Raw genomic sequence first — 16,024 nt, 5'->3', positions numbered from 1 at the left:
TACCATGGCGGTGGATCAACGCAGGGAGCACAGGGATGGATGTTCGCAGTTGGATGCCGTTCGCATGGGTCGCCGCAGGCCTGCTGGCCGCGTGTGAGGGCTCTGCAGCAAAATACGATGCAGGCGCTGCCTGTGGTGCTTTGTCCGACGTGACGCCGATCCGCGATGCCGGCGTGGGTTCACTGCAGGCGCAGGCAACGTCGGGGCGCTGCACGTTCCATGTGGAAGCGGATGACGCTGCAGCGCTTTCGCGTCAGCAGTCGTTGCTGCAGAGCGTGTCTGCGATCGCCTGTAGTGCGCCAGCCACCACCCGGCCTTCGCAAGGGGCTGCAGGCTTCGACCTGCAGATGCCTGCGCGTTGCCCACTCTCTTCCAGCACGCCCTTGATTGCCCGGGAAGGAGGCTGGCACCAGCGGCGACTTTCGTCGGTCCCGACGTATCCTGCGGCCGCCATGCGCGAGGCCCAGCAGGGAGGTGTCGAGCTGATGCTGCTGCTGGATGCGCAGGGCAAGACCCAGGCGATTATCCTGTCCCGATCCAGCGGCTACCCGCTGCTCGATGCGGCGGCGCTCAAGCACGCGCGTGACTGGCGCTACGAGCGTGAAGCCGCAGGCAAGGCACCAAGCATGAGCCTGATACGCGGCACGGTCACGTTCAAGCTCAACTAAGGCGTCTGCAGGGCGGGCTCGGGCTTCCACTCCCACCAGGTGTAGTGGTATTCGCGCTCGGTCGCGCTCCATTGCTGCGCGCAGCAGGTGCACGTCAATCGGTAGCATTCGCCCCAGCCGTCCTCCGCTTCGCCCCGTGCACGCAGCTGCACGTGACCTTGTTCCAGCAGCGGCTCGGGGCTGAAGAACACATAGGATGGGTAGAGCGCGCACAGGCAGCCTTCGCGTGCCTGCCAGTAGCGCAGCCGTTGCAAGGCCGCCTTGAGGTGCGCCTGGTTGCTGATCAGCATGCCGCCAAGGGCGATGCCTTGGCAGCTGCGTTCGATCGTATCCACATGCGCGACCAGCGCGTCCAACGATGAGGCGCTGAACAGCCGAGCGACCGTACGCGCGGCATCGGTGATGCGCGTTGCATCGCGCGACAACAGGTCCTGCAGCAGCACATCGGCCTGTGCATCGTCGAGCCGGGGTATCGGCGCTGCAGACCAGGGCCAGCGCATCAGCGGGCCTTGCCGATGGCGGCGTAGTGGCCGGCCGTCAATCGCAGCAGGTCGGTCGGCGCCAGTTCCACCTCGAGGCCGCGGCGCCCGGCGCTGACATGCAGTGCGGGCAATGCCTGCGCGCTGGCGTCCAGGAACGTGCGCAGGCGCTTCTTCTGCCCGAGTGGGCTGATGCCGCCGACCAGGTAACCCGTCGCGCGCTGTGCAGCGTCAGCAGCGGCCATCTCGCACTTCTTGCAGCCGGCCGCTTCGGCCAGGGCCTTCAGGTCCAGCTGGCCGGCCACCGGCACGATCGCGACCAGCAGTTCGTGGGTCTCGGTGCTGGCCAGCAGGGTCTTGAACACCTGGGCGGGGTCGAGGCCGAGCTTGTCGACGGCTTCGCCGCCATAGGATTCGGCGTGAGCATCGTGCACGTAGCTGCGCACGGTATGGGCGATCTTCTCGCGCTTGAGCAGGTTGATGGCCGGAGTCATGGGGGCATCGTAGCGCGGCACGGCGGCGTTGCCTTGACCGAGGCTATTGTTCCCGCTCCGGGTGGGGAACATCCACGCATGGCGTGGATCTACTGGGGCCGGACGATCAGTAGATCGACGCCATGCGTGGATACGTGGTGTACGACTACAGGCGAACGCAGAACGGGCACCCGAAGGCGCCCGTTCTTTCTGCTTCCATTGCTGGGGTCAGAGCCCTTTCCTGCGGAAAGGGATCCGACCCCGCCACGATCAGTAGCGGTAGTGGTCCGGCTTGAACGGGCCTTCCACCGGCACGCCGATGTAGTCGGCCTGTTCCTGGCTCAGGGTGGTCAGCTTCACGCCGATCTTTTCCAGGTGGAGACGGGCCACTTCTTCGTCCAGCTTCTTCGGCAGCAGGTAGACCTTCTTCTCGTAGCTGTCCTTGTTCGCCCACAGGTCGATCTGTGCCAGGGTCTGGTTGGCGAAGCTGTTGGACATGACGAAGCTCGGGTGGCCGGTGGCGCAGCCCAGGTTCACCAGGCGGCCTTCGGCCAGCAGGAAGATCGCGTTGCCGTTCGGGAAGATGTACTTGTCCACCTGCGGCTTGATGTTGACGTGCTTGATGCCGGCGAACGACACCAGCGCATCGACCTGGATCTCGTTGTCGAAGTGGCCGATGTTGCAGACGATGGCCTGGTCCTTCATCGCGCTCAGGTGCTCGATGCGGATGATGTCCTTGTTGCCGGTGGTGGTGACGTACAGGTCGGCACGGCCCAGGGTCGATTCGATGGTGTTGACTTCATAGCCTTCCATCGCCGCCTGCAGGGCGCAGATCGGGTCGATCTCGGTGACGATGACGCGCGCGCCGTAGGCACGCAGCGAGGCCGCACAGCCCTTGCCGACGTCGCCGTAGCCGCAGACCACGGCCACCTTGCCGGCCAGCATCACATCCATCGCGCGCTTCAGGCCATCGGCCAGCGACTCGCGGCAGCCGTACAGGTTGTCGAACTTGCTCTTGGTGACCGAGTCGTTGACGTTGATCGCCGGGATCAGCAGGGTGCCGGCCTGGGCCAGCTGGTACAGGCGGTGCACGCCGGTGGTGGTCTCTTCGGAGACGCCCTTCCAGTCCTTGACCACGCGGCCCCAGTAACCCGGGCGCTCCTTGGCGACGCGCTTGAGCAGGTTCTTGATGACCTGTTCTTCGTGCGAGGCAGAGGCGGTGTTGACCCAGTCGCTGCCGTTTTCCAGCTCGTAGCCCTTGTGGATCAGCAGGGTCACGTCACCACCGTCGTCGACCACCAGCTCCGGGCCGGTCAGGGTGCCGTCGGCCAGGGTGAAGGTCAGCGCGTCCAGGGTGCAGTCCCAATACTCTTCCAGGGTTTCGCCCTTCCAGGCGAACACCGGGGTGCCGGTGGCGGCGATGGCGGCAGCGGCGTGGTCCTGGGTCGAGAAGATGTTGCACGAGGCCCAGCGCACGTCGGCGCCGATGTCCTTCAGGGTCTCGATCAGCACGGCGGTCTGGATGGTCATGTGCAGCGAGCCGGTCACGCGCACGCCCTTCAGCGGCAGCTCGGCCTGGTACTTGCGGCGGATCGACATCAGGCCCGGCATTTCGTGCTCGGCAATGTCCAGTTCCTTGCGGCCCCAGTCGGCCAGCGTGATGTCGCGGATCTTGTAATCACCTTCGGTGGAGAAGGTCTTGGCAACAGCGTTCATTCGTGTGCTCCGGTTGTGGGCGAGCGGGTGCTCGCATCTAGCCGGGCGCCGTTGTTACAAAGCCACCTTACCGAGCCTGGCCGGGCCTCGTGGGATCCGGTCGCAGCGCCCCTCGGCAGGGGAGAACCCCATTATATCGCGGCCCCGGCATGACATCCGGATGACCCAACCATCGGCAGATGGGGCGGCGTGCACGGCCTGTTAAGGTCGGTGTTTTCACGCATCACACAGGTGGAACGATGAGCATGCACGCGCGCCGCACACGGCGCTGGACCGGCCTGGTCCTGTCGATGGGACTGCTGGCGGTGGCCCCGCTGGCCTGGGCCGCGGCCCCGCAGCCCGCCCAGGTACAGGCCCAGGGCGTCAATGGCTACGAACTGCCTTCGGCGGCGCTGCAGGCGGTGGTGGACGCGCCGCGCGCGCCCTTGCTGTACCTGTCGCCGCGCCGCGATGTCGCCGCGATGATGCAGATGCCGTCGCTGCCGTCGATCCAGGTGGTGGCGCAGCCGGAACTGAAGCTGGCCGGTCTGCGCATCAACCCGCGCACCTTCTCCGACAGCCGCTTCAGCTTCGGCGAGAAGTTGTGGCTGATGAACGTGGCCGACGGCAAGGAACGGCAGATCAGCGGCCTGCCGGCCAAGCTGTCGATCGCCAGCGTGATGTGGTCGCCGGACCAGAAGTGGCTGGCCTTCAACCAAGTCGACGCCGCCAGCGGCGCCAATGAACTGTGGCTGGTGGATGTGGCCGGCGGCAGCGCCCGTCGTCTCGTCGCCGGCCTGAACACGGTGATCGGCAGTGGCTACCAGTGGTTGCCGGACAGCCGCGGCCTGGTGGTGTTCACGCGCCCGGCCAACCTTGGTGCGGCCCCGGCCGCCGATGGCATTCCGACCGGCCCGGCCGTGCAGCAGACCAGCCAGGGCGGCGGCGTGGTGTCGATCCGTACCTACCAGGACCTGCTGAAGAACGAGGCCGACGCGCGCCAGTTCGATTACTACGCCACCACCCAGCCGATGGAAGTCAGCCTGGATGGCAACACCCGCGCGATCGGCGCGGCCGGCATCTTCATGGGCTTCTCGGTGTCGCCGGATGGCCGCTTCGTGCTGCGCCAGCCGGTGCAGCGGCCGTATTCCTACGTGGTGCCGGTGAGCAGTTTCCCGCGCCGTATCGAAGTGATCGACCGGGCCAGCGGCAAGCTGGTGCACACCGTGGCTGTGCGTCCGCTGGTGGAAGGTCTGCCGACCGGCAACGACGCTGAAGTGACCGGCGTGCGCGATATCAGCTGGCGTGGTGATGCCGACGCCACGCTGGTCTGGGCCGAAGCCCAGGACGGCGGCGACCCGAACAGGGACGCCAAGGTGCGCGATGCGGTGCTGATGCAGGCTGCGCCGTTCGACACGCCGCCGGTGACGTTGGCCCAGCTCGGCAGCCGTCTGGTGGGCATCAACTGGGGCCGTGGCGACCTGGCCCTGCTGACCGAGTCGTGGTGGAAGACGCGCAAGACCAAGACCTGGCTGATTGCCCCGGACAATGCCAGCGCCGAGCCGCGCCTGCTATGGGATCGTGACGGGCAGGACCGCTATTCCGATCCGGGCCGGCCGCTGTTGTCCAGCGACGACCGCGGCCGCTCGCTGCTGCAGACCAGCGCCGATGGCAGCAGCCTGTATCTGGCCGGTGCCGGTGCATCGCCGGAAGGCGATCGTCCGTTCGTGGACCGCTTCGACGTCGCCACGGGCAAGGCCACCCGCCTGTTCCACTCGCAGGCGCCGAGCTATGCGCTGCCGGTGGCGCTGCTGGACAACCAGGCCAGCTCGCTGCTGCTGAGCCGCGAGAGCCCGGATGAGCCGGCCAACTTCTACGTGCAGTCGCTGGCCGACGCTGGTGCTGCGCCGCGTGCGCTGACCCACTTCGCGCATCCGCTGCCGCAGTTGAAGGGCGTGCAGAAGGAGCAGATCCGCTACAAGCGCAAGGATGGCGTCGACCTGACCGCGACCCTGCTGCTGCCGCCGGGCTACGACCCGAAGCGCGACGGCCCGCGGCCGCTGCTGATGTGGGCCTACCCGGGCGAGTTCAAGAGTGCGGCTGCGGCCAGCCAGGTGACCGATTCGCCGTACCGCTTCAATGCGGTCAGCTACTGGGGCCCGCAGGCGTTCCTGGCCAAGGGGTATGTGGTGCTGGCCAGCCCGTCGATGCCGATCATCGGCGAGGGCGACAAGGAGCCGAACGACACCTACATCGAACAGTTGGTGGCCAACGCGCAGGCAGCCGTGGATGAAGTGGTGCGCCGTGGCGTGACCGATCGCGATCACATCGCCATTGGTGGCCATTCCTACGGTGCGTTCATGACCGCCAACCTGCTGGCGCATACGCGCCTGTTCAAGGCGGGCATCGCGCGCAGCGGCGCCTACAACCGCACGCTCACCCCGTTCGGCTTCCAGGCCGAGGAGCGCAACTACTGGCAGGCGCAGGACGTCTACCAGAAGATGGCGCCGTTCAACTACGCCGACAGGATCAAGGATCCGATCCTCTTCATCCACGGTGTGGACGACAACAACTCCGGCACGTTCCCGATGCAGAGCGAGCGCATGTTCGCCGCGGTGAAGGGCCTGGGTGGCACCGCGCGTCTGGTGATGCTGCCGAACGAATCGCATGCCTACCGTGCACGCGAGTCGATCATGACCATGCTGGCCGAAAGCGAGCGCTGGCTGGAACAGACCATCGGCCCGGCCGAGCAGGGCAAGGCGAAGAAGAAGCGCTGACGTGACCCGGTAGTGCCGGCCGCTGGCCGGCAACCTCATGGACCCACGCGACCTGAGGTTGCCGGCCAGCGGCCGGCACTACCAGATGAAACCATTTTTGCATCGCAGCACGATGCCCGTTCTGGGATAGGCTTGGGGTCTGGATCCGTTGACCGAGGCCTGTGCGTCGCCGATGAACGAGTACCGCAGCAGCATCGAGTTTGCTTCCCCCGATCTTCCGCTTCGCGATGATGTGCGCCGGCTCGGCGCGCTGGTTGGCGACCTGCTGGTTGAACAGGTCTCCGCCGCCTTCCTCGACGATGTGGAAGACGTGCGCACCCGCGCCATCGCCCGCCGCGAGAACCAGGCGCCGTTGTCGGAGCTGGCCGATGGCCTGGCCGGGCGCACGCCGCAGCAGGCGGAAACCATGGTGCGGGCCTTCAGCACCTACTTCCAGGTGGTCAACATCGCCGAGCGCGTGCATCGCATCCGCCGTCGCCGTGACTACCAGCGCGCCGGTACCGCAGGGGCGCAGCCCGATGGCCTGCAGGATGCACTGCAGCACCTGAAGGCGCAGGGTGTGGGCCTGGACGAGCTGGCGCAGTGGCTGCCACGCATCGACATTGAACCGGTGTTCACCGCACACCCGACCGAAGCAGTGCGCCGCGCGCTGCTGGAGAAGGAGCAGCTGATTGTGGCCAGCCTGGTCGACAATCTCGACGGCCAGCGCACGCCGGGTGAAGCCGCCGCCGATGCCGCGCGCTTCCGTATGGCGCTCACCGCGTCGTGGCAGACCACCGATTCTTCGCCGGTGCGGCCCACCGTCGATGACGAACGCGAGCACGTCGGCTTCTATCTGGTGCAGGTGCTGTACCGGGTGATTCCGGTGCTGTACGAATCGCTGCAGCAGGCGTTGCGCGATACCTATGGCGAAGAACTGCCGCTGCCGCGCCTGCTGCGTTTCGGCACCTGGGTGGGCGGCGACATGGACGGCAACCCGAACGTGGATGCCCATACCATCCGCAATACGCTGGATGCGCAGCGGCAGGCGGTGCTCGCGCGCTACCAGAAGGAACTGCTGCAGCTGGCCAGCCTGCTCAGCCAGTCCACCGAGCGGGTGGGTGTGAGCGATGCGCTGCAGGCACGGGTGGCGCACTACCAGCAGCTGCTGCCGCAGGTGCAGTCGCGCCCACGCCATGCCGACATGCCCTACCGCCTGCTCAATGACCGCATGCGTGCACGCCTGCAGGCCACACTGGATGACGGCGTAGGCGCCTACGCCGGTCCTGATGAACTGATCGAGGATCTGCAGCTGATCCTCGACAGCCTGCGCGCCAACCGCGGCGAACATGCCGGTGGCTTCGCCGTGCAGCGCCTGCTGTGGCGGGTGAAGACGTTCGGTTTCCATCTGGCGCGGTTGGACGTGCGCCAGGAATCGAGCGTGCATGCGCGCGCGCTGGCCGCCGTGCTGGGCGGCGACGCAGCGTGGGACAGTCTCGATGCCGTGGGGCGTGCGCGTCTGCTGGCGCCGCATGCCAGTGGTGACGCGCCGTTGCCGAAGGGCGACGACAAAGGCAACCAGCGTCTGGATGCGGTATTTGTTGCGTTGGCCGATGCGCGTGCGCGCCATGGTGGCGATGCGCTGGGCAGCTACATCATCTCGATGGCACACGACCGCAGTGACGTGCTGGCCGTGCTGGCGCTTGCACGCCGTGGCGGCCTGGTGGAAGAGGGCGGTTCGGTGCCGCTGGATATTGCGCCACTGTTCGAAACCGTGGACGACCTCAAGCGTGGCACCGCCACCCTGCGTGACCTGCTGGCCGACCCGATCTATCGCGCGCACCTGCACGCACGCGACGACGTGCAGATGGTGATGCTCGGCTATTCGGACAGCAGCAAGGACGGTGGCATCGCCGCTTCGCGTTGGGGCCTGCAGCGTGCGCAGGTGGAACTGCTGGAGGTGGCGGCCGAGGCCGGCATCCGCCTGACCTTCTTCCATGGCCGTGGCGGTTCGATCAGCCGCGGTGGCGGCAAGACCACGCACGCGGTCGATGCGTCGCCCCGCGGCAGCATTGATGGCCGCCTGCGGGTGACCGAGCAGGGCGAAGTGATCCATCGCAAATACGGCATCCGTGCGCTGGCGCTGCGCTCGCTGGAACAGGCCACCGGCGCGGTACTGCGCGCCAGCCTCCGCCCGCGGGCTGCCGAACCCCGCGAGGATGAGTGGCGACCGGTGATGGATGTGGTCGCTGGCTCCAGCAGCGAGGTGTACCGCGCCTTCGTCGGCCAGTCTGGCTTCATGGACTACTTCCGCACGGCCACGCCGATCGACGTGATCGAGCGGATGACGCTGGGTTCGCGTCCGTCGCGCCGGCTCGGTCAGGACGCAGCACTGGGCAACCTGCGTGCGATTCCGTGGGTATTCGCCTGGAGCCAGGCGCGTGCGGTCATTCCCGGGTGGTACGGGGTGGGCAGCGGCCTGCAAGCGGCGGTCGATGCTGGCCACGAACAGACGCTGCGCGAGATGGCGCGTGACTGGCCGTTCTTCCGTACCTTCCTGGATGACATCGCGATGGTGCTGTCCAAGGGCGATATCACCATTGCCGAGCAGTTCTCGAAACTGTCCGGCGAGCTGCACGGGCGCTTCTTCCCGCAGGTGCAGCGCGAACTGGAACTCACCCGGCACTGGCTGCTGGCGCTGATGGACCAGCGGACGCTGCTGGACCACGATGCGCGGCTTGCGCTGTCGATCCGCCTGCGCAATCCCTACGTCGATCCGATCAGCGTGCTGCAGGTGGATCTGCTGCAGCGTTGGCGCGAAAGCGGGCGCGAGGATGACGACCTGCTGCGCGCGCTGGTGGCCTGCGTGAACGGTGTTTCGCAGGGTGTGCAGAACACCGGGTGAAATGCATCCGCCGGGCGTGGCCCGGCGAATTCGAAATGGTAGTGCCGGCCGCTGGCCGGCAACCTCATGATGTCTGGCAGCACGCGCGAGGTTGCCGGCCAGCGGCCGGCACTACCGGGTTCACGCTCATTCTTCCGGCGACGGCGGGTTCGACGCCAGCAGTTCCAGATGGCGCTGCTCCATTTCCTGGCGCAGCTGGCGGCGGATCAATGCGGCCGCCTGGCGGCGCTTCTCGTCCGACGTGACCGGCTGCAATGACGGCACCGGTGTCGGCCGGCCCTCCTCATCCACGGCCACCATGGTGAAGAAGCAGCTGTTGGCGTGGCGCACGCTGCGCTTGAGGATGTCCTCGGCCACCACCTTGATGCCGATCTCCATCGACGAGGTGCCGGTGTAATTCACCGAGGCCAGGAAGGTGACCAGCTCGCCCACCGCGATGGGCTGGCGGAACATCACCTGGTCCACCGACAGGGTGACCACGTAGCTGCCGGCGTAACGGCTGGCGCAGGCGTAGGCGACCTGGTCGAGCAGGCGCAGGATGGCGCCGCCGTGGACCTTGCCGGAGAAATTGGCCATCTCCGGCGACATCAGCACGGTCATGGACAGCTGGTGGGTTTTGAGTTCGGTCGACATGGGGCGATTGTATCGGCAACCGGTAGTGCCGGCCGCTGGCCGGCAACCACGCGATTGTTTCCGGAGGCCATGAAAAAGCCGGCCAGCGGCCGGCTCTACCAGAAGCAGAAGGGCCGCGTGAGCGGCCCTTCGTGTTTCTTACTTCAGCTTCGCATCGGCGCGCAGGGCGGCAGCGCGGTCGGTCTTCTCCCAGGAGAAGGCCGTGGCGTTGACGGTCTCGCCTTCGCCGTTGAGGTAGCTGAACTCCTTCGGCTTGCGGCCGAAGTGGCCATAGGCCGCAGTCTGCTGGTACATCGGGTGCACCAGGTCCAGCATCTTGATGATGCCGTACGGGCGCAGGTCGAAGTGCTTGCGGATCAGCTTCTCGATCTTGTCGTCGCTGATCTTGCCGGTGCCGAAGGTGGTGACCGAGATCGAGGTCGGCTCAGCCACGCCGATGGCGTAGGAAACCTGCACTTCGCAGCGGTCGGCCAGGCCAGCGGCAACCACGTTCTTGGCGACGTAGCGGGCCGCGTAGGCCGCCGAACGGTCGACCTTGGACGGGTCCTTGCCGGAGAAGGCGCCACCACCGTGACGGGCCCAGCCGCCGTAGGTGTCGACGATGATCTTGCGGCCGGTCAGGCCGCAGTCGCCCACCGGGCCGCCGATCTCGAACTTGCCGGTCGGGTTGATGTGGAACTTGGTGCCCTTGTGCAGCCACTTGGCCGGCAGCACCGGCTTGATGATCTCTTCGCGGACGGCCTCGATGAGGTCCTTCTGCTTGATGCCCGGGGCATGCTGGGTCGACAGGACCACCGCGTCGATGGCCGAGACCACGCCGTTTTCATAGCGCAGGGTGACCTGGCTCTTGGCGTCCGGGCGCAGCCACGACAGCGGCGAGTTCTTCTTCTTGCGGATCTTGGCCTGCTGCTCGACCAGGCGGTGCGACAGGTGGATCGCGGCCGGCATGTAGCTGTCGGTCTCGTTGGTGGCATAGCCGAACATCAGGCCCTGGTCGCCAGCGCCCATTTCTTCGGGCTTCTTGCGGTCCACGCCCTGGGCGATGTGCGGCGACTGCTTGCCGATCAGGTTCAGCACGCCACAGGTGGCGCCGTCGAAGCCGACGTCGGAGCTGTCATAGCCGATGTCCACGATGACCTTGCGGGTCAGCGCTTCCAGGTCGATCCAGGCGCTGGTGGTGATTTCACCGGCCACAATGGCAACACCGGTCTTGACCATGGTCTCGCAGGCCACGCGGGCGCGCTGGTCCTGGGTCAGGATCGCGTCCAGCACCGCATCGGAGATCTGGTCGGCAACCTTGTCCGGATGGCCTTCGGAGACCGACTCGGAGGTGAAGAGATAGCTGGACATCAGGCGTAATATCCCTTGATTCGGATGGAAAGATGGGCGCGAATGATACACGGGGTGCGCCGCCTGTGCATTGTGAACCTGTACCGGTTGCCGGTGGTTAAGCCCGCGTAGGCCCGGCAGGGGCCGTCCGGCCGGGATTGGGGCTCAGCCTCGAGGCCCAGTGTTCCACCAGCGTGACAACGCAGCGGGCGGCTACCGGCCCCGACTGCGCGGGCCACCTCGCCCGCCCCAGGACCGGCCAGCCGTCATCGTTCTGCCCCAAAACCGCCATCTGGCTGCCGCCTGCCGGGCGCAGGCTGTCGGCCAATCCGGCCGCCGGGCATGAGTGGATCCGCCATGCAGGAACTTGAACAGCGTCTCCAGCAACGCTTCCCCGATTGGTTCCATGGTCGCCGGGGCCAACTGGCGCGGCCGTTGCTGCGCAGCGTCGGTCGCTGGTCGCGGCTGGACCAGATCGAAGCCTTCCTGCAGCGCAGCTCAGGCCTGCGTGGCTTCGGCTTCGTCGCCGCCGGCCTGGAGTTCATCGACGGCCAGTACCAGGTGGACCCGGCCGCGCTGGCCAGGATCCCGGCCACCGGCCGCCTGCTGATCGTCGCCAACCATCCCTCCGGGGCACTGGATGCCCTGGCCCTGCTGGACGCGGTCGGCCGCATCCGCCGTGACGTGCGGATCGTGGCCAACGACCTGTTGGGGGCAATCGCGCCACTGCAGGACCTGCTGCTGCCGGTACGCATCCTCGGTGGCAAGGCCCAGCGTGGCAGCCTGCATGCCGTCGAAGAGGCGCTGGCCGCCGAGCAGTGCGTGATCGTGTTCCCGGCCGGCGAGGTCTCGCGGCTGTCGCTGCGCGGCATCCGTGATGGTCGCTGGCAGCGCGGTTTCGTCCGCTTTGCCCGTGCCGCTGGCGCGCCGGTGCTGCCGGTGCGTGTGGAGGCGCGCAACTCGGCGCTGTTCTACGGCGCCTCGACCCTGTTCAAGCCGGCGGGCACCGCGCTGCTGGCGCGCGAGATGTTCACCCGTCGTGGCCGTCCGCTGCGGCTGAGCATCGGAGAGCCGATGCAGCTGGGCAAGGGCGGCGACCCGGGCGCACAGCTGCTGGCGGTGCGCCGCGCGCTGTATGCGCTGGGCCGTAATGGGGCCGCGGGCGATGCAGCTGCTGTAGCAGGCCCCGAGCCGCTGGCGTCCCCGGTGCCGCCTTCACAGGTGGCCGCAGGCATCGCCGCGGCGACCCAGCTGGGCCAGACCGCCGACGGCAAGCAGATCCTGCTGGCGACCTGTACCGCCGATTCGCCGCTGCTGCTGGAGCTGGGGCGTCTGCGCGAGCTGACCTTCCGCCAGGTAGGCGAGGGCACCGGGCGCAGCCGCGATCTGGATGATTACGATCCGCGGTACGAACACATCGTGATCTGGGACGCGGCCGCGCAGCGCATCGCCGGCGCCTACCGGATCATGCGTGGTGCCCACGCGCTGGCCCGGCACGGCCTGTCCGGGCTCTACAGCGCATCGCTGTTCCGCTATTCCGACGACGCCATCACCCACATCGCCGAAGGCCTGGAACTGGGCCGCAGCTTCGTGGTGCCTGATTACTGGGGCAGCCGCAGCCTGGACTACCTGTGGCAGGGCATCGGTGCCTACCTGCAGTGCCGGCCCGGCATCCGCTACCTGTTCGGCGCCGTGTCGATCAGCGCAGCGCTGCCACGCGATGCACGCGAGCAGCTGGTGGCGTACTACCAGCGCTACTACAGCGGTACCGCCGGCCTGGCCGAATCGAACCGCCCGTTCCAGTACTTCGCCGCGCCGCCAAGTTTCGGCGAGCTGGATGCAGGTGCCGCGTTCGATGTGCTCAAGGCCAACCTGGCCGCACTCGGCACCGGCGTGCCGACGCTGTATCGCCAGTACACCGATCTGTGCGAACCCGGTGGCGCCCGTTTCCTTGCCTTCGGTGTCGACCCGGACTTCAGTGATTCGATCGACGGCCTGATTGAAGTGGACCTGTGCGCGATCAGGCCGAACAAGCGCAAACGCTACCTGCGCGACGCGGGGACGCCGGCATGAGCGCGCTGGCGAACCTGTCGCCGCACCGGCGCGCAGTGTTCGTCTCCGACGTGCACCTGGGGTCACGTCATTGCCATGCCACCGAGCTGGCGCGGTTCCTCTCGCAGCTGCGCTGCGAACGGTTGTACCTGGTGGGCGACATCATCGACCTGTGGTGGATGGCGCATCGCCGCGCCAACTGGCGCCAGTCGCACAGCGAAGTCATCCAGGCCCTGCACGCGCTGCGCCGTGCCGGGACCGAGATCGTCTACATCCCCGGCAACCATGACGCGTCACTGCGCCACGTGTGCGGGCTGATGCTCCCAGCGATGCAGGTGCGCCGCCGCGCCATCCATGTGACCGCCGATGGCCGTCGCCTGCTGGTCGCGCATGGGGACGAGTACGACGGCGTGACCCACTTCGGTGGCCTGCAGGAAAAGTTCGGCGACTGGCTGTACTACCGCATCCTGACCGGCAACCAAGCGTTGAATGCGGTGCGGCGGCTGCTGGGGATGCGCTACTGGTCGCTGTCGGAGTTCCTGAAGAAGCGCAGCGGTGCGGCCGAACGCTACATCGAACGCTTCGTGCAGGCCGGGCTGGACGACGTGCGGCGGCGCGGACTGGATGGCATCGTCTGTGGCCACATCCACCGCGCCGCGCTGATTGAGCGCGATGGCCTGGTCTATGCCAACGACGGCGACTGGGTGGAGAGCCTGACCGCGCTGGCCGAAGACCATGATGGCGCGCTGCGCCTGCTCGACCACAATGGCCAGACCCTGGTGGAACTGCCGGGCGCGCGCATCAAGCAAGCGGCTTGACCCACTCTTGTAGAGTCGAGCCATGCTCGACTGCTCTTCTCAGACTGCCCCGCGTACAGCAGTCGAGCATGGCTCGACTCTACAAAAGAGCGCGAGCGGCTGTGCCATCAAGACGGCACGCCCGCAAGCCGCTAGCATCGGCCCATGGATTCCCTGACCCAGATCGTGCTCGGCGGCGCCGTCGCTGCTGCCATCGCCCCGCCCGGACATCGCCGTGCGGCCCTGCTGGCCGGTGCCGCGCTCGGCGCCCTGCCGGACCTCGACGCCCTGTGGCTCGGCTTCACTGCCGCCGACCCGGTGGCGAACATGATCGAGCACCGCAGCTTCAGCCACTCGCTGCTGGTGCTGCCTTGGGTGGCGGCACTGATCTGGTGGTTGTTCAAGCGCTTCGGCAATGGCCGCGTCGCCCAGTCACCGGTGCGCTGGTTCTGGGCGATCCAGCTGGCGCTGGTCACCCATCCCATGCTGGATGCGTTCACCGTCTACGGCACCCAGCTGTGGTGGCCGCTGCGCCCACACCCGACCATGGGTTCCAGTGTCTTCATCATCGATCTCGGCTACACGGTATGGCTGCTGCTGGGCTGCGTGCTGGCCTGGTTTGGTCGCGCCCGCCCCTGGGCTGGCAAGGTGCTGGGTGTGGCGTTGCTGGTCAGCAGTGCCTACTTGGGTTGGGGCCTGATCGCCAAGGCGCAGGTCGACCGTGCTGCCCAGCAGAGCCTGGCGGCGATGGGCCTGGGCGATGCGCCGCGCTTCTCGGTGCCGATGCCGTTCAACACCCTGCTGTGGCGCGTGGTGGCAATGACGCCGAACGGCTACGTGGTGGGCGACCGCTCGCTGGTGGCCGACCACGGGCCGATGCAGTTCGAAGGCCACGCATCCAACGTGCAGGCCTTGCGCGAAGCGCAGGCCATCCCGGCGGTGCAGCAGCTGACGTGGTTCAATCGTGGCTTCATGCGAGCGCAGGTGGTGGACGGCCGGCTGGTGCTGAGCGACCTGCGTATGGGGCTGGAACCGGACTACACCTTCAACTTCACGGTGGCCGAGCAGGCTGATGGGCAGTGGCGGGCGATCACGCCCGAGCAGGTGCGGGTGGATTACAGCAGCCCGGCTGCACGCGCCGACGTCGGACGCCGGTTGGCCGCGATGTGGCAGCGGATCTGGCAGGAGCCGGCAGCACAGCCGGGTGCGGCCGACCACAGCGCCGTGCATTGATCCGTAGATCCACGCCATGAGTGGATGGCGCGGACATTGGCGAAGACAGCCACGCATGGCGTGGCTCTACTGCCTCCATCGGCAGTGCAGTGTCGCATCCGTAGATCCACGCCATGCGTGGATGGCGGGGTGCATCGGCCAAGGCAGCCACGCATGGCGTGGCTCCGCCGAATCAATACACCGTGGCGCGGCCCTGCACGAACGAATAGAAGAACACCGCATTCGGGTCGTTCTGCACCAGACGGAACTCGCGACGCATGCCTTCCACGGTTTCTTCGTCCACCGATCCGGCCTGCAGCAGCTGGTCGGCAGCCGACAGCAGCAGCTGTTCCCAGAACGCGATCATCGTCTTGCGGCGTGCCGGTTCGCGGTTGTCCAGATGGATGGTCTTGATCTCGGTGTGCACGTCGCGGAAGCCGCCGGCCAGCAGCAGGTTGCCCAGCTTGGCGCCGACGAACGGGTCGCCCCCGTGGTCGTACTGGAAATCGTTGAACGCCATCCAGTAGCGCCAGATATGCGGCGAATACGGGTCGAGCAGGAACGAGGCATTCATCACTTCGGTGATGTAGACCGGCGAACCCGGGGCCAGCACGCGGCGCACCTCGCTTAGTACGCGTGCTGGTGACGGCACGTGCTCCAGCACCCAGCACAGGAACGCCGCGTCGAAGCTGCGTGCTTCGAACGGCAGCTCGCCGGCGTCGGCCTGCTGCAGGGTGTAGCGGTCGCTGCACCACGGTGTGCGCGCCAGGTTCTCGCGCGCGGTGGCCAGCTGTGTTTCGCTCAGGTCCACGCCGGTCACGTGCAGCTCGGGGAAGCGGCGCAGCAGGATTTCGGTCTGCGCGCCGACGCCGCTGCCGACTTCCAGCAGGCGACGCGCGCTGCTGTAGTCGATCTGGCCGAAGATGCTCGATTCCAGCAGCCGTGCCTGGGTCATCAGGCGCTGCTGCTCGGTGCCGGAGAATCCGTGCAGGTAGGTCGGGGAGGAAATCGGCGGGGTCATGGGG

General features: G+C 67.1%; 12 protein-coding genes and 1 riboswitch. Of the genes, 6 read left to right on the top strand and 6 right to left on the bottom strand.

Going from position 1 to position 16,024, the window contains the following annotated elements:
- Positions 1 to 35: 35 nt before the first annotated feature.
- Complete coding sequence (locus tag QRO95_RS05395; RefSeq protein ID WP_175392800.1) at positions 36 to 668, top strand: energy transducer TonB; 633 nt, start codon at positions 36 to 38, stop codon at positions 666 to 668.
- Here QRO95_RS05395 and QRO95_RS05390 read toward each other — a convergent pair.
- The 3 genes from QRO95_RS05390 to ahcY all read right to left on the bottom strand — a co-directional run bounded on the left by QRO95_RS05390 (position 665) and on the right by ahcY (position 3,336).
- Entirely contained in the window at positions 665 to 1,168 is a 504-nt protein-coding gene (locus tag QRO95_RS05390; protein WP_049425051.1) for a hypothetical protein, read from the bottom strand. The two genes, QRO95_RS05395 and QRO95_RS05390, sit on opposite strands and share 4 nt — an antisense overlap.
- Positions 1,168 to 1,641 (bottom strand): Cys-tRNA(Pro) deacylase, encoded by a 474-nt coding sequence (ybaK, locus tag QRO95_RS05385; RefSeq protein WP_110714254.1) that lies wholly within the window; start codon positions 1,639 to 1,641, stop codon positions 1,168 to 1,170. The genes QRO95_RS05390 and ybaK overlap by 1 nt, the downstream gene beginning before the upstream one ends.
- Before the next feature lie 249 nt (positions 1,642 to 1,890).
- Positions 1,891 to 3,336 carry an adenosylhomocysteinase gene (gene ahcY, locus QRO95_RS05380; RefSeq protein ID WP_014036003.1) on the bottom strand — a complete coding sequence of 482 codons (1,446 nt, stop codon included), beginning with the start codon at positions 3,334 to 3,336 and terminating at the stop codon, positions 1,891 to 1,893.
- Positions 3,337 to 3,372: 36 nt separating this feature from the next.
- Positions 3,373 to 3,456: riboswitch (S-adenosyl-L-homocysteine riboswitch) on the bottom strand.
- Between the two features lie 119 nt (positions 3,457 to 3,575).
- On the opposite strand from ahcY, the gene QRO95_RS05375 reads away from it, so the two are divergent.
- The gene (locus QRO95_RS05375) at positions 3,576 to 6,092 is read left to right on the top strand and encodes a prolyl oligopeptidase family serine peptidase (protein WP_285301857.1); all 2,517 of its coding nucleotides are present in this window, start codon (positions 3,576 to 3,578) and stop codon (positions 6,090 to 6,092) included.
- A 172-nt stretch (positions 6,093 to 6,264) separates the two neighbouring features.
- Positions 6,265 to 8,976: a phosphoenolpyruvate carboxylase gene (gene ppc, locus QRO95_RS05370; RefSeq protein ID WP_285301891.1), complete on the top strand. Its 2,712-nt coding sequence runs from the start codon at positions 6,265 to 6,267 to the stop codon at positions 8,974 to 8,976.
- Between the two features lie 126 nt (positions 8,977 to 9,102).
- On the opposite strand, the gene QRO95_RS05365 is transcribed toward ppc, so the two are convergent.
- Positions 9,103 to 9,609, bottom strand: coding sequence for an acyl-CoA thioesterase (locus QRO95_RS05365; protein ID WP_049399791.1), 507 nt, complete (start codon positions 9,607 to 9,609; stop codon positions 9,103 to 9,105).
- Positions 9,610 to 9,747: 138 nt separating this feature from the next.
- A complete protein-coding gene (gene metK / locus QRO95_RS05360; protein ID WP_012510070.1) occupies positions 9,748 to 10,959 on the bottom strand; it encodes a methionine adenosyltransferase in 1,212 nt (403 codons plus the stop codon).
- Between the two features lie 336 nt (positions 10,960 to 11,295).
- On the opposite strand from metK, the gene QRO95_RS05355 reads away from it, so the two are divergent.
- The 3 genes from QRO95_RS05355 to QRO95_RS05345 all read left to right on the top strand — a co-directional run bounded on the left by QRO95_RS05355 (position 11,296) and on the right by QRO95_RS05345 (position 15,020).
- Entirely contained in the window at positions 11,296 to 13,011 is a 1,716-nt protein-coding gene (locus tag QRO95_RS05355) for a lysophospholipid acyltransferase family protein (RefSeq protein WP_164079793.1), read from the top strand.
- Entirely contained in the window at positions 13,008 to 13,808 is an 801-nt protein-coding gene (locus QRO95_RS05350) for a UDP-2,3-diacylglucosamine diphosphatase (protein WP_032129692.1), read from the top strand. The genes QRO95_RS05355 and QRO95_RS05350 overlap by 4 nt, the downstream gene beginning before the upstream one ends.
- Before the next feature lie 144 nt (positions 13,809 to 13,952).
- On the top strand, positions 13,953 to 15,020 hold the full coding sequence (locus tag QRO95_RS05345) for a metal-dependent hydrolase (RefSeq protein WP_285301856.1): 1,068 nt from the start codon (positions 13,953 to 13,955) through the stop codon (positions 15,018 to 15,020).
- Positions 15,021 to 15,192: 172 nt separating this feature from the next.
- On the opposite strand, the gene QRO95_RS05340 is transcribed toward QRO95_RS05345, so the two are convergent.
- Entirely contained in the window at positions 15,193 to 16,020 is an 828-nt protein-coding gene (locus tag QRO95_RS05340) for a class I SAM-dependent methyltransferase (protein ID WP_285301890.1), read from the bottom strand.
- Positions 16,021 to 16,024 lie beyond the last annotated feature (4 nt).

This window comes from Stenotrophomonas maltophilia group sp. Smal13 (genome assembly GCF_030236855.1).
Lineage (GTDB): Bacteria > Pseudomonadota > Gammaproteobacteria > Xanthomonadales > Xanthomonadaceae > Stenotrophomonas > Stenotrophomonas maltophilia_A.
Note: the sequence above shows the minus strand (reverse complement) of the source record. Positions and strands in the feature narration are given on the sequence as shown.

Bases quoted from the DNA above. Each gene is read 5' to 3' on its own strand.
- QRO95_RS05395 (WP_175392800.1), top strand. From the start codon at position 36: ATGGATGTTCGCAGTTGGATGCCGTTCGCATGGGTCGCCGCAGGCCTG.
- QRO95_RS05390 (WP_049425051.1), bottom strand. From the start codon at position 1,168: ATGCGCTGGCCCTGGTCTGCAGCGCCGATACCCCGGCTCGACGATGCA.
- ybaK (WP_110714254.1), bottom strand. From the start codon at position 1,641: ATGACTCCGGCCATCAACCTGCTCAAGCGCGAGAAGATCGCCCATACC.
- ahcY (WP_014036003.1), bottom strand. From the start codon at position 3,336: ATGAACGCTGTTGCCAAGACCTTCTCCACCGAAGGTGATTACAAGATC.
- QRO95_RS05375 (WP_285301857.1), top strand. From the start codon at position 3,576: ATGAGCATGCACGCGCGCCGCACACGGCGCTGGACCGGCCTGGTCCTG.
- ppc (WP_285301891.1), top strand. From the start codon at position 6,265: ATGAACGAGTACCGCAGCAGCATCGAGTTTGCTTCCCCCGATCTTCCG.
- QRO95_RS05365 (WP_049399791.1), bottom strand. From the start codon at position 9,609: ATGTCGACCGAACTCAAAACCCACCAGCTGTCCATGACCGTGCTGATG.
- metK (WP_012510070.1), bottom strand. From the start codon at position 10,959: ATGTCCAGCTATCTCTTCACCTCCGAGTCGGTCTCCGAAGGCCATCCG.
- QRO95_RS05355 (WP_164079793.1), top strand. From the start codon at position 11,296: ATGCAGGAACTTGAACAGCGTCTCCAGCAACGCTTCCCCGATTGGTTC.
- QRO95_RS05350 (WP_032129692.1), top strand. From the start codon at position 13,008: ATGAGCGCGCTGGCGAACCTGTCGCCGCACCGGCGCGCAGTGTTCGTC.
- QRO95_RS05345 (WP_285301856.1), top strand. From the start codon at position 13,953: ATGGATTCCCTGACCCAGATCGTGCTCGGCGGCGCCGTCGCTGCTGCC.
- QRO95_RS05340 (WP_285301890.1), bottom strand. From the start codon at position 16,020: ATGACCCCGCCGATTTCCTCCCCGACCTACCTGCACGGATTCTCCGGC.